Annotated in this window: 11 protein-coding genes; 6 read left to right on the top strand and 5 right to left on the bottom strand. The window is 64.6% G+C overall.

The features are described from left to right. Positions 1–162 precede the first annotated feature (162 nt). From pilB to MFF62_RS23375, 6 genes are all read left to right on the top strand, one after another. Positions 163–1,884: a type IV-A pilus assembly ATPase PilB gene (pilB, locus tag MFF62_RS23400; RefSeq protein ID WP_238265503.1), complete on the top strand. Its 1,722-nt coding sequence runs from the start codon at positions 163–165 to the stop codon at positions 1,882–1,884. Positions 1,885–2,040: 156 nt separating this feature from the next. Continuing rightward, a complete protein-coding gene (locus MFF62_RS23395; RefSeq protein ID WP_238265502.1) occupies positions 2,041–3,306 on the top strand; it encodes a type II secretion system F family protein in 1,266 nt (421 codons plus the stop codon). Positions 3,307–3,324: 18 nt separating this feature from the next. After that, entirely contained in the window at positions 3,325–4,218 is an 894-nt protein-coding gene (locus MFF62_RS23390) for a prepilin peptidase (protein WP_238265501.1), read from the top strand. Between the two features lie 52 nt (positions 4,219–4,270). Beyond that, entirely contained in the window at positions 4,271–4,894 is a 624-nt protein-coding gene (gene coaE / locus MFF62_RS23385; protein WP_238265500.1) for a dephospho-CoA kinase, read from the top strand. Positions 4,895–5,156: 262 nt separating this feature from the next. Continuing rightward, on the top strand, positions 5,157–5,915 hold the full coding sequence (zapD, locus tag MFF62_RS23380; protein WP_238265499.1) for a cell division protein ZapD: 759 nt from the start codon (positions 5,157–5,159) through the stop codon (positions 5,913–5,915). Positions 5,916–5,923: 8 nt separating this feature from the next. Next, positions 5,924–6,115: a DNA gyrase inhibitor YacG gene (locus MFF62_RS23375; RefSeq protein WP_238265498.1), complete on the top strand. Its 192-nt coding sequence runs from the start codon at positions 5,924–5,926 to the stop codon at positions 6,113–6,115. Between the two features lie 61 nt (positions 6,116–6,176). Here MFF62_RS23375 and MFF62_RS23370 read toward each other — a convergent pair whose 3' ends face one another. The 5 genes from MFF62_RS23370 to secA form a co-directional block, all read right to left on the bottom strand. Beyond that, complete coding sequence (locus tag MFF62_RS23370; RefSeq protein WP_238265497.1) at positions 6,177–8,210, bottom strand: OPT family oligopeptide transporter; 2,034 nt, start codon at positions 8,208–8,210, stop codon at positions 6,177–6,179. Between the two features lie 73 nt (positions 8,211–8,283). Then, positions 8,284–8,727 (bottom strand): NUDIX domain-containing protein, encoded by a 444-nt coding sequence (locus tag MFF62_RS23365; protein WP_283205371.1) that lies wholly within the window; start codon positions 8,725–8,727, stop codon positions 8,284–8,286. Between the two features lies 1 nt (position 8,728). Then, the gene (locus MFF62_RS23360; protein ID WP_238265496.1) at positions 8,729–9,619 is read right to left on the bottom strand and encodes an ATP-binding protein; all 891 of its coding nucleotides are present in this window, start codon (positions 9,617–9,619) and stop codon (positions 8,729–8,731) included. Positions 9,620–9,685: 66 nt separating this feature from the next. Then, positions 9,686–10,909, bottom strand: coding sequence for a bifunctional glutamate N-acetyltransferase/amino-acid acetyltransferase ArgJ (gene argJ / locus MFF62_RS23355; protein ID WP_238265495.1), 1,224 nt, complete (start codon positions 10,907–10,909; stop codon positions 9,686–9,688). A gap of 108 nt (positions 10,910–11,017) precedes the next feature. Continuing rightward, complete coding sequence (gene secA, locus MFF62_RS23350) at positions 11,018–13,807, bottom strand: preprotein translocase subunit SecA (protein WP_238265494.1); 2,790 nt, start codon at positions 13,805–13,807, stop codon at positions 11,018–11,020. Positions 13,808–13,817 lie beyond the last annotated feature (10 nt).

Genomic DNA, 13,817 nt, shown 5'->3' with positions numbered 1-13,817 from the left:
ACGCCAACGCGCGCGCGGGCCAGCTTTACAAAAAGTGACCCCGGCGGCAAACTGCCCCGATCCGGGATCTCCGCCCTGTGCCGTCCCGCCGCTGTCAACCGCGCCGCCCGCCGTTTTCCGACCAGCCTTCGGCAGCCTGCGCACCTTGCATCGTATTTCGCCATGACACTAGGTCTAGCGCTTGCCCAGAGCCGGCGGATCGCACCGGCATTGCTCGCCCAACTGGAGCAATCGGCACGGGAAAAGAAAACGCAGCTGATTGACGAGATCATCGGCAGCGGCACGATGTCCGCGCACGACGTGGCCATCTTTGCTGCCGACAAGTACCAGTTGCCGCTGCTCGACCTCGCCCAGTACAACCTTGCGCGTGTGCCGCCGGCGCTGGCCGGCAACCGCGAATTCCATGCGCACCGGCTGCTGCCGCTCGGGCGCCGCGAGAACCGGTTGATCGTGGCGATGTCCGACCCGGCCAATCAGGCGGGCATCGAGGCCATCCGGCAGAAGATGAACCTGCCGGTGGAAACCGTCGTGGTCGAGCACGACAAGCTCATGAAGCATGTGCGCTCGGCCAGCGAAGCGCTTGGCACGCTCAAGAACATATCGCCGGTCACGCCCACCGCGCAAAAGATGATCGAATACGACCCGGCGGCCGCGGCAGCCGCGCGCAAGGGTCCGGGCAACGAGATCGACGACGCCCCCGTGGTGCGCTTCCTGCAGAAGTTGCTCAACGAAGCCTTCAACCGCGGCGCGTCGGACCTTCACTTCGAACCGTTCGAGTTCTTCTATCGCATCCGCTTCCGCGTGGACGGCGTACTGGAGGAAGTCGCCCGCCCGCCGCTGGACATCCGCGACAAGATCGCCACCCGCATCAAGGTGCTGTCGCGGCTGGACATCTCGGAAAAGCGCGTGCCGCAGGACGGCCGGATGAAGCTGCTGATCTCTATCCCCAAGGACAAGGACAGCAAGGAAACCACCGAGAAGGCCATCGACTTCCGTGTCTCGACGCTGCCGACGCTGTTTGGCGAGAAGATCGTGATGCGGATTCTGGATTCGTCCACCGACAAGCTCGATATCGATCAGCTCGGCTACGAGCCGCAGCAGAAGGAACTGCTGCTCGACGTCATCAAGCGGCCGTACGGGATGGTGCTGGTCACCGGCCCCACCGGCAGCGGCAAGACCGTGTCGCTCTATACGTTCCTGAACATGCTGAACCAGGGCGACATCAATATTTCCACGGCCGAGGATCCGGCGGAAATCCAGTTGCCGGGCATCAACCAGGTCAACGTCAACGACAAGGCGGGGCTGACCTTCGCGGCGGCCCTGAAGTCGTTCCTGCGGCAGGATCCGGACATCATCATGGTCGGCGAAATCCGTGACCTGGAAACGGCCGACATCTCGATCAAGGCCGCGCAGACCGGCCACCTGGTGCTGTCCACGCTGCACACCAACGATGCGCCCACCACGCTGACGCGCCTGATGAACATGGGCGTGGCGCCGTTCAACATCGCGTCGTCGGTGCTGATGATCACGGCGCAGCGCCTGGCGCGCCGGCTCTGCACCTGCAAGCGCGAGGGCGACCTGGCGCCGCAGGTGCTGCTGGACGCCGGTTTCACGCAGGACGATATCGACGGCAGCTGGAAGCCGTACCACCCGGTTGGCTGCGAGCGTTGCAACGGCAGCGGCTACAAGGGCCGGTGTGGCATCTACCAGGTCATGCCGATTTCCGAGGCCATGCAGCAGATCATCCTGTCGCATGGCACGGCGCTGCAGATCGCCGAACAGGCCCGTAAAGAAGGCGTGCTATCGTTGCGCGAAGCTGGCCTGAAGAAGGTAAAACAGGGCGTCACGTCGCTTGAGGAAGTGCTGGCGACCACGAACAGCTAGCCGTATCGAACGTATTGAAGTGGGACTGACCAGGCGCGCGGCCGGGGACAGTGCACCGTTGAGACAGGCTGCGCAAAAGGGTGCCCGCATCGGGTTGCAGGCGCCGGAAAAACAATAGCAATATCAGTATCAAATAAATAATTCGGGGGTCATATCATGGCGACGCGCGCACCAGCGGCGGGCGCCCGGACGGCAGCGCCGTCGCGGGCCAGGACAGGGCGGAAGGCGCCCACGCAGTACATCTTCGAGTGGGAAGCCAAGGACCGCAAGGGCAAGACCTTCAAGGGCGAGCAGCGGGCCGAGAGCCAGTCGGAAGTGACCGCCACCCTGCGCAAGCAAGGGCTGACCGTCGTCAAGATGAAGAAGCGCAAGGCGGCGCGCGGCAAGAAGATCACCGAGAAGGACATCGCCTACTTCACGCGCCAGCTTTCGACGATGCTCAAGGCGGGCATTCCGCTGCTGCAATCGATCGACATCATCGCGCGCGGCCACTCCAATCCGAATTTCACGCAGCTGCTCAACGACATCCGCTTCGATATCGAGTCCGGCAGCAGCATGGCCCAGGCGTTCCGGCGCCAACCGAAGTACTTCGACACGCTGTACTGCAACCTGATCGATGCCGGTGAACAGGGCGGTATTCTCGATGCACTGCTCGAGCGGCTGTCGCTGTACATGGAAAAGAGCATCGCGCTGAAGAGCCAGATCAAGTCCGCGATGATCTACCCGATCGCCGTGCTGACCGTGGCCTTCGCGGTGACCGTGGTGCTGATGCTGTTCGTGATCCCGGCCTTCAAGGGCGTGTTCTCGAGCTTTGGCGCCGCCCTGCCCGCGCCGACCCAGGTAGTGATCGGCCTGTCCGACTTCTTTGTCCAGTACTGGTACCTGATCGTCGGCACCCCGGTCTTCTCCATCATTGCCTACTTCCGGGCGCGCAAGACTTCGGAAAAGGTGCAGCGCTGGCACGACAAGGCGCTGCTGAAGATGCCGATCTTCGGCAGCCTGTTCCGCAAGGCCGTGGTGGCACGCTGGACGCGTACCCTGGCCACGATGTTCGCCGCGGGTACGCCGCTGGTGGAATCGATGGAGTCGGTGGCGGGCGCCGCCGGCAACTGGCTGTACTACGATGCCACGCGTGAGATCGAACAAGCCGTGCGTATCGGTACCAGCCTGACCAACGCCATGCAGGCCACGCACCTGTTCGACAACATGGTGCTGCAGATGACGCAGATCGGCGAGGAATCCGGTGCGCTGGACAACATGCTGCTGAAGGTGGCGGAGTTCTACGAGCGCGAGGTGGACGATGCCGTGGCAGCCATTTCCAGCCTGATCGAGCCGCTGATCATCGTGATCCTGGGCGTGTTGATCGGGGGCATGGTGGTGGCAATGTACCTGCCGATCTTCAAGCTTGGCCAGGTGGTTTAACAACGGGTGGTCTTTCGCATGCAAGCCGTTTTTGGACCGGTGGGCGCCGTCACGCTGGATTCGCTGGCGGCGCTTCCGGCGCCTTTCCTGATCGTCGTGGCAGGCCTGGTCGGCCTGCTGGTGGGCAGTTTCCTCAATGTCGTGATCCATCGCCTGCCGAAGATGATGGACTACGACGAGGCCAACTACATCGCTGAAGTGCGTGGCGAACCGCTGCCGCACCCCGACCGGTACAACCTGATGGTGCCGCGTTCGGCATGCCCACACTGCGGGCACCAGATCGCGGCGTGGGAGAACGTGCCGATCGTCAGCTACCTGTTCCTGCGGGGCAAGTGCTCGTCCTGCAAGGCCCCTATCAGCGCGCGCTATCCGCTCGTGGAGGCCGTGACCGGCGTGCTGACCGCGCTGGCGATGTGGCATTTCGGGCCAACCGTCCAGGCACTGGCCGCCATTGCCCTGATCTGGTCGCTGGTGGCGCTGTTCATGATCGATGCCGACACCCAGCTCCTGCCTGACCAGATCACGCTGCCATTGCTGTGGCTGGGCCTGCTGCTGAACCTGCAGGGCTACTTTGCACCGCTGGCGGAGGCCGTGATCGGCGCGGCGGCGGGCTATCTGGTGCTGTGGATGGTCTACTGGATCTTCAAGCTCGTGCGCGGCCGCGAAGGCATGGGCTACGGCGACTTCAAGCTCATGGGCGCGCTGGGCGCATGGTTCGGATGGCAGGCGCTGCCGGCACTGATCCTGATGTCGTCGATCGTGGGCGCCGTCATCGGCGGCGCGATGCTGCTGATCCAGCGCAAGGGCAGCGAGACCACGTTCCCGTTTGGCCCGTATATCGCCGGCGCTGGCCTGATCGTGCTGTTCTTCGGGCCGGACGTGCTGCCGCTGGGCCTGACGCCCGGCCACTGACCGTAAAACTGGTATCGTTGGCGGCATCGCCAACGACCAACGACATCTGCTCATGCTGGAAATCGGCCTGACCGGCGGCATCGGCTCCGGCAAGACCCGCGTCGCGGACATGTTTGCCGCCCGCGGTGCCGCGCTGATCGATACCGACCTGCTCGCCCACGAAATCACCGCGCCCGGCGGGTCCGCCATCGCACCGTTACTGGAAGCCTTCGGCCCGCGCTGCCTGAGGCCCGATGGCGCGATGGACCGCGACGGCATGCGCGCGCTGGTGTTTTCCGACCCTGACGCCAAGGCCCGGCTCGAAGGCATCACGCATCCATTGATCCGCCAGCTGACCGAGGCGCGCGCCGCCGCCGTCCGGGCTGCCGGGCAACATCCGTACCTGATCTACGTGGTGCCGCTGCTTGTGGAATCGGGCACGTGGCGCGCACGCGTGGGCCGTGTGCTCGTGGTCGATTGCCAGGAAGACACACAGGTGGCGCGCGTCATGGCCCGCAACGGGTTCACGCGGGACCAGGTCCAGGCCATCATGCAGAAGCAGGCCACGCGTGCGGCACGGCTGGCCGTGGCCGACGACGTCATTGACAACGATGGACCGCCCGACGCACTTGCGCCGCAGGTGGAGCGGCTCGATGCGCTGTATCGAACGCTGTCGGCAAAGCAAGCGGGCGTTTAGATCGGAAGCGCATGCCACGCGGCAGGCACCGCGGGCGACGTGTCGCGCCCAGTACGGGCTATCCCCGGGAACATTCGATTTGTCCTCGGGCCTCGACTCGCATAGAATGCGCTGAAACATGCCGGAAAAGGTGCGTTGCATGACGGTTGGTGGCCCAGTGCCCTGGCCGGACCACCAACGCACACGCGGGAACCGGCAGTGGGCCCGCCCGGCGCCCTCGACTGAAACGAACCGCCATACGGCGCGTAGCACGGATACCGACTTGATCCTGTACGAATATCCTTTCAACGAACGCATCAGGACACTCCTGCGCCTGGAGGACCTGTTCGATCGGCTGGATTATTTCCTCGGGCAGGAACATCCGCTGCAGCACCACGTTGCCATCACCACGATCTTCGAGATCATCGACGTGGCTGGCCGTGCCGACCTCAAGACCGACCTGATCAAGGAACTGGAGCGCCAGCGCCAGGCCCTGGCACCGCTGCGTGCCAATCCGCAGATCGACCAGGATGCGCTGGTCAGCGTGATCGGCGAAATCGAGCAAGGCATTGCGGCCCTGAGCCAGACCGTTGGCAAGGCCGGCCAGTTGCTGACCGACAACGAGTGGCTCACCAGCATCCGCAGCCGCGCGATCATTCCTGGCGGTACCTGCGAATTCGACCTGCCTGCGTACTACGCCTGGCAACACCGCCCCGCCGACGACCGCCGTGCCGACATTCTCAAGTGGGCCCGGCCGCTGGCTTCGCTGCGCATGGGCGCCACCATCGTGCTGCGCCTGCTGCGCGAATCCGGCCAGAGCGGCAAGGTGATCGCCACGGGCGGCAGCTACCAGCAGATGCTGTCCGGCCGCAGCTACCAGCTCATGCAGGTGTACCTGGACGAATCGCTGCTGGCCTTCATCCCCGAGATGAGCGCCAACAAGTACATGCTCTGGGTGCGCTTTACCCAGCAGGACGGCGATATGCGTCCGCGCTCGGTCGACGCGGACATCCCGTTCCTGCTCAAACTCTGCAATTTCTGAAGTTCGCAATGCCAGCTGTCGTCAAGTGCCCCACCTGCGGCAAGGATGTTTCCTGGGTGCCGGAAAACAAGTTCCGCCCGTTCTGTTCCCACCGCTGCAAGCAGATCGATCTTGGCGCCTGGGCGTCCGAGAAGTACGTCATCGGTGGCAAGCCGGACGAGACACCGTCGCCGGACCTGCCGGCGGACGAGGAAGACTAGAACTCCACCGACTGTCTTTCTCCCCTCTCCCGCCCCGCGGGAGAGGGAATCAGAATGACACTCAACGTGCGGCCAGCACCCTGCGGCAGAATCCCACGCAGACCAGCACGAACGCCGCCAGTCCCAGCCACTGTGACGTAGCGGCAAACCCCTCGCCCACCACGGCCAGCGGTACTTCCTTGCCCGACAGGCCGATGATCGCGGCCAGCGCCACGCCCACCAGGCTTTCCCCGACAATCAGTCCCGACGCCAGCAGCGTGCCACGCCGTTCGGCATGGTCGAGCACTGTCTTCACGTCGTCGCCACGCGCCTCGGCACGGCGGCGTTCCGTACGCAGCAGCCACCACGACAGCACCGCGCCCACCACCAGTGCCGAGCTGATCGTCGGCGGCAGGTAGATGCCGATGCCGACCGCCAGCACGGGCAGGCGCGCCACGCCACCGCGCCGCCGCAGCATCTCGTCGATCGAGATCAGCACCACGCCCAGGCCGACGCCAATCAGGATCATCGTCCAGTTGAGCTGGTGCGTGAAAATGCCCGTGGCGATTGCCGTCATCAGCGTGGCCTGGGGCGCGGCCAGTGCGGCGTTGGGGTCCATGTCCGCACGCGGCAAGGCGCCGGCAAAGCCGTACGCGTGATAGAGCAACTCCAGCACCGGCGGGATGACCGCCGCGCCCACGGCGCAGCCAATCAGCAGCGCCACCTGCTGGCGCCAAGGCGTGGCACCGACCAGCCAGCCCGTCTTCAGGTCCTGCAGGTTGTCGTTCGAGATCGACGCCACCGCCACCACGGCCGATGTCGTGAAGATCGCCAGCGCAATCGCGAATTTGCCGCCTTCCGGTGTGTCGAGCAGCCCTTCCAGCGTGCCCAGCCCCAGGATCAGCAGCGACACCAGGATGACCGCAATGATGCCGATGCCCGAGATCGGGCTGGCGGAAGATCCGACCAGGCCCGCCATGTAGCCGCACGCCGCCGCGACCAGAAACCCGAATACGAACGCGAACAGCACGGCGCACGCCACCAGCTTCCAGCTGGCACTGGCGTCCAGCGGCGCGGGCGCCAGGAAGTGGCCGAACGTGATGGCCAGCACCACCAGCAGCACCAATGTGATGATGCCGATCCACATGGCCGGCATGTCCCGCTGCGTGCGCGGAATCTCGCCGCCGCTATTGCCCGCGCCGCCGCGCAGCGCGCCCATCGACGCGCGCACGCCCTCCACCATCGGCTTGAACAGCGTGCCAAGCGTCCAGATCGCCGCGATACCGATGGTGCCAGCGCCGATGAACCGCGCCTGCGAGCTCCAGACCGATGTGCCAAAGCTCTGCAGCGTGGCACCCGACGGCATCGGCGTGATGGCCGTCAGCCACGGCACCGCGATCCCCCAGGTCAGAATCAGCCCGAGCAGCATGGCCAGCCCGCCGACGATGCCCACCAGGTAACCCGCGCCCACCAGTGCCAGCGAGAAGCCCATCGACAGGCGCACCACCGACGCACCCGCCGCCAACCAGGCATTGGCGCCTTCGGCCAGCAATCGCAGGCCCCCGGCGGCAAAGCTGAAGAGTCCGGCCGCCAAGCCGCCAGCCATCAGGTCCGCCAGGCCGGTAGCCTGCTTCTTGCCCGTGGCGTCCTGGCCGGCGGCGCTACCCACGCGCAGGATTTCCGCCGCGGCCACGCCTTCGGGGTACGGCAGGTCGCTCTGCACCACCATCGCGTGGCGCAGCGGAATGCTGAAGATCACGCCCAGCATGCCGCCGGCCGCGCAGATCGCCAGCGTCTGCCAGAACGGGAACCCCTGCCAGTGGCCCAGCATGACCAGGCCGGGCAGGATGAAAATGATCGAGGACAGGGTGCCGGCCGCCGACGCCTGCGTCTGCACCATGTTGTTTTCGAGGATGTTCGCGCCGGGAAACAGCCGCAGCACGGCCATCGAGATCACGGCGGCGGGAATGGCCGACGAGAAGGTCAGCCCCACCTTGAGACCAAGGTAGATATTCGAAGCGGTGAACACTACCGTGATCAGTGCACCGAGGATGATGCCGCGTATTGTCAGTTCGGGCAGCGAGACAGCGTCATCGATACGATCGACACGTTGCATGGAGCCTCCTGATTCGTTTTCTGGCCGGTTAACGAAAATGCCCGGCTAATTTGCCGGGCACGCTTTCTCTGCATCAGTTGGTGCGGGATTCCTCCGCCAGCCAGTCGACGACCGGAATCGTCGCCGGTAGCAGCGGCCCCACATCAACGGGCACCGCCTGCCAGGAAAACGCCTGGCCTTCCCTGCCGACCGGCTCGCCGCGCCAATCGGTGATCTTGCAGAAATACAGCCGCACATAGGCGTGCGGATAGTCGTGTTCGAGCGTATGCCAACGTTCGCTGCGCAGGATGTCGAGCCCCAGCTCCTCGTGCAGCTCGCGCGCCAGCGCGGCCTCCACGGTTTCGCCCGGCTCCAGCTTGCCGCCCGGGAATTCCCAGTAGCCTTCGTACGGCTTGCCGGCCGGGCGCTGCGCCAGCAGAAAGCGGCCATCGGGCTGGATCATCACGCCCACGGCCACCTCGGTGACCTTGCGCGTCTGTCCGTCGGCGGTCGTCACGGTATCCACCTGACTCGTCATGCTATGCCTTGTCCGCGACGAACGGCTGGCCATGCTTGCCGCCCCAGTCGCGCGCGAATTGCCAGGCCACACGGCCCGAGCGGGACCCGCGTTCCAGCGCCCACACCAGCGCGTCGCCGCGCGCGGCCTCGATATCGGCCGGCGAGCAACCAAAGTGCGACAGCCAGTGACCGACGATCGCCAGGTATTCGTCCTGCTTCGGCGGGTAGAACGACAACCACAGGCCGAAGCGCTCCGACAGCGAGATCTTTTCTTCCACCACCTCGCCCGGATGGATCTCTCCATCGGCCGTGTGCTGGTACGTCTCGTTGTCCTTCATGTACTCGGGCAGCAGATGGCGGCGGTTCGACGTGGCGTAGATCAGCACGTTGTCCGACTGCGCGGCCACCGATCCGTCCAGCGCCGATTTCAGCGACTTGTAGCCCGATTCGCCTTCCTCGAACGACAGGTCATCGCAGAAGATCACAAAGCGCTCCGGACGCGATGCCAGGTTCTCGACGATGTCGCCAAGGTCACCCAGGTCGTCCTTGTCCACTTCCACCAGGCGCAGGCCATCCTGCACGAATTCGTTCAGGCACGCCTTGATCAGCGACGACTTGCCGGTACCGCGCGCGCCCGTCAGCAGCACGTTGTTGGCCGGCAGGTTCTTCACGAACTGGCGCGTGTTGCGGACGATGGCATCTTTCTGGCGATCGATGTTCTTCAGGTCGCCCAGATGGATCGGCGGCAGTTGGCGAATCGCCTGCAGATAGCCGATGTTGCCGAACAGGCTTTGCCGCTTGCGCCAGCGAAACGCTACCGCCTCCTTCCAGTCCGCCTCGGTCAGTTCGGGCGGGAGCCATTGTTCAAGGCGGGCAAGGAAGCCATCGAGGCGTGTAGCAAGATCGGACATGGGGCGCTTCTTCTCAGGCGAAAACGAAAGGGTTCCGGAATTTACGAGCCGGGCTTGCGAGCCGGCTTACGAACGGTAGTCAGCGTTGATCGACACGTAGTCATGCGACAGGTCGCAGGTCCATACCGTCGCGTCGGCATTGCCACGGCCCAGCGCGATGCGCACCGTGATCTCGGCCTGCTTCATCACGCGCTGGCCGTCTTCCTCACGGTAGTCGGGGTTACGGCCACCGTCGCGTGCCACCCAGACGTCGTCCAGCCACAGGTTCACGCGGTCGACGTCGAGGTCGTTCACGCCAGCGTATCCAACGGCCGCCAGGATACGGCCCAGGTTGGGGTCCGACGCAAAGAATGCGGTCTTGACCAGAGGCGAGTGGGCCACGGCATAGGCGATCTGGCGGCATTCGGCCACATCCTTGCCGCCTTCTACGCGGATCGTCATCAGCTTGGTGGCACCTTCGCCATCGCGCACGATCATTTGCGCCAGTTCCTGCGCCAGCGCGGTCACCGCGTCGCGCAGTGCCTCGAAGGCCGGGCCTTCGGCGCTGTTCACCGTAGCGCCGGACTTGCCCGACGCGATCAGCACGAACGAGTCATTGGTCGACGTGTCGCCATCGATCGTGATGCTGTTGAACGAATGGTCGGCGGCGTGCGACACCAGCTTCTGCAGCACAGGCTGCGCCACGGCGGCATCCATGGCGATGAAACCCAGCATCGTCGCCATGTTCGGGCGGATCATGCCGGCGCCCTTGCTGATGCCGGACATCGTCACCGTCTTGCCGTCGATCTGCACCGTGCGCGATGCCGCCTTGGGCTGCGTGTCGGTGGTCATGATCGACTCGGCGGCGGCCAGCCAGTTGTCGGCGCGCAGGTTGCCGATGGCGGCAGGCAGCGCTGCGGTCAGGCGGTCCACCGGCAGTTGCTCCAGGATCACGCCGGTCGAGAACGGCAGCACCTGGTTGGCGGCGATGCCCAGTTGCTTGGCCAGCGCGTCGCACGTGGCCCGCGCCGCTGCCAGGCCCGGCTCGCCAGTGCCCGCGTTGGCATTGCCGGTATTGACCACCAGCGCGCGGATGGCACCTGCTGCCAGGTGTTCGCGGCAAACCTGCACCGGCGCGGCGCAGAATCGGTTCTGCGTGAACACGCCCGCCACCGTGCTGCCTTCGGCCACCTTCACCACCAGCACATCCTTGCGATTGGCCTTGCGGATGCCGCCCTCGGCCCAGCCGAGCTCGACACCAGCGACGGATTTCAGGTTTTCTGCCTGCGGCAGGGGCAAGTTCACGGGCATGTGCGTTTCCTCTAAATCTCTGATACTTCCGATGCTTCTGACGAACATGCCCGCTTGAGCACCAACTCAAGCGGGCATGTCTGGTTGACTGCTATGTCGCGGCTGGCTTCAGCTCAGCTTGCCGTGGCATTGCTTGAACTTCTTGCCCGATCCGCACGGGCACGGATCGTTGCGGCCGACCTTGGGCATGCCGGCCAGCGCCACGTCGCCGCCCATCGCGGCCAGCGCGGCGGCGGCCGTGCCGCTGCGCGGCGACGCCTCTTCCACCGGCTCGCCACCCTGGGCAAACTCGTCGTGCTTGTATTGCACGTTCGCCAGGTGCGACAGGCCTTCCTCGATTTCTTCCGAAGCCTGTTCCAGTTGCTCCGGCGACTGGATCTGCACGTTGAACACCACGCGCGTGACTTCGCTCTTGATCAGGTCCAGCAGGCGCGCGAACAGTTCGAACGACTCGCGCTTGTACTCCTGCTTCGGATCCTTCTGCGCGTAGCCGCGCAGGTGGATACCCTGGCGCAGGTGATCCAGCGCGGCCAGGTGCTCGCGCCAGTGCGTATCGATGCTCTGCAGCATGACCGAGCGCTCGAAGCCGGCAAACGAGTCGCGGCCCACCTGCGTCACCTTGGCGTCGTACGTTTCGCGCGCGGTCTTCAGGATCAGGTTCAGCAGTTCCTCGTCCTCGATGCTCTGGGCGCCTTCGATGGTCTTGGCCAGCGGCACGTCCAGGCTCCAGTCGTCGCGCAGACGCTGCTCCAGGCCGGCGATGTCCCACTGCTCTTCCATGGTCTCGGCCGGCACGTGGTCGCGGAACAGCTCCACGATCACGCTTTCGCGCAGGTTGGCGACCATGTCGCCCACGTCGTTGGCTTCCAGCACGTCGTTACGGAGCTTGTAGATCTCCTTGCGCTGGTCGTTGGCCACGTCGTCGTACTGCAGCAGCTGCTTGCGGATGTCGAAGTTGCGGCCTTCCACCTTGCGCTGCGCCGATTCGATCGAGCGCGTGACGATGCCGGCCTCGATCGGCTCGCCTTCGGGCATCTTCAGGCGTTCCATGATCGCGCGCACGCGGTCGCCCGCGAAGATGCGCAGCAGCTGGTCGTCCAGCGACAGGTAGAAGCGCGACGAACCCGGGTCACCCTGGCGGCCGGCACGGCCACGCAGCTGGTTGTCGATCCGGCGCGACTCGTGGCGCTCGGTGCCGACGATATGCAGGCCGCCCGATGCCTTGACCTGCTCGTGCAGCGACTGCCATTCGTTCTTGAGCTGCTCGATCTTCGCCGCCTTCTCCGCGTCCGGCAGGCTCGCGTCGGCATCGATGAAGCCGGCCTGCTTTTCCACGTTGCCGCCCAGCACGATGTCGGTACCGCGACCGGCCATGTTCGTGGCGATCGTGATCATCTTCGGACGTCCGGCCTGCGCCACGATCTCGGCTTCGCGCTCATGCTGCTTGGCGTTCAGCACCTGATGGGGCAGGTTTTCCTTGTTCAGCAGATCCGACAGATATTCGGACGTTTCGATCGACGTCGTACCCACCAGCACCGGCTGGCCGCGCTCGTAGCAGTCGCGGATATCGCGCACCACGGCGTCGTAGCGCTCCTTCGACGTCTTGTAGATCTGGTCCTGCATGTCCTTGCGCTGCGCCTGGCGGTTGGTCGGAATCACCACCACTTCCAGGCCGTAGATCTCCTGGAATTCGTACGCTTCGGTGTCGGCCGTGCCGGTCATGCCGGCCAGCTTCTCGTACATGCGGAAATAGTTCTGGAACGTGATCGTCGCCAGCGTCTGGTTTTCCTGCTGGACGGACACGCCTTCCTTGGCTTCCACGGCCTGGTGCAGGCCGTCCGACCAGCGGCGGCCCGTCATCAGGCGGCCCGTGAATTCATCCACGATCACCACTTCGTCGTTCTGCACCACGTAATGCTGGTCGCGGTGGAACAGGCAGTGCGCGCGCAATGCCGCGTACAGGTGGTGCATCAGCGTGATGTTCTGCGGCGCGTAGAGCGATTCACCCTCGCCAATCAGGCCTTGCGCGACCAGGATTTGCTCGGCCTTCTCGTGTCCGGCCTCGGTCATGTAGACCTGATGGCCCTTTTCGTCCACGTAGTAGTCGCCCGGCTTCTCTACGCCGGTGCCGTCGGCCTTTTCCTCGCCGATCTGGCGCTCGAGCAGCTTCGGAATGCCGTTCATGCGCTGGTAGAGATCGGTCTGGTTCTCGGCCTGACCCGAGATGATCAGCGGCGTACGCGCCTCATCGATCAGGATCGAGTCAACTTCGTCGACGATCGCGTAATGCAGCGGACGCTGTACGCGCTGCGACGGGTCGTAGACCATGTTGTCGCGCAGGTAGTCGAAGCCGAATTCGTTGTTGGTGCCGTACGTGATATCCGAGTTGTACGCCAGTTGCTTCTGGTCGTGCGGCATCTGCGACAGGTTCACACCCACCGACAGCCCCAGGAAGTTGTACAGGCGCCCCATCCACTCGGCGTCGCGCTGGGCCAGGTAGTCGTTCACCGTCACCACGTGCACGCCCTTGCCGGTCAGCGCATTCAGGTACACGGCCAGCGTGGCGGTCAGGGTCTTGCCCTCACCGGTGCGCATTTCGGCAATCTTGTTGTCGTTCAGCACCATGCCGCCGATCATCTGCACGTCGAAGTGGCGCATCTTCATGACGCGCTTGCTGGCTTCGCGGCAGACGGCAAACGCCTCTGGCAGCAGGGATTCGAGCGATTCGCCGCCGGCATGGCGCTGGCGGAACGTCTCCGTCATGCCACGCAGTTCGTCGTCCGAAAGTGCCTCGAACTTCGGCTCGAGCGCGTTGATCTGCGCGACCGTGCGGCGATATTGTTTGATCAGCCGTTCGTTGCGGCTGCCGAAGACTTTCTTGAGAAGGCCCGTGATCATCGAGTGCTTT

The organism is Cupriavidus pauculus (genome assembly GCF_022179805.1).
Classification (GTDB): Bacteria; Pseudomonadota; Gammaproteobacteria; order Burkholderiales; family Burkholderiaceae; genus Cupriavidus; species Cupriavidus pauculus_E.
Note: the sequence above shows the minus strand (reverse complement) of the source record. Positions and strands in the feature narration are given on the sequence as shown.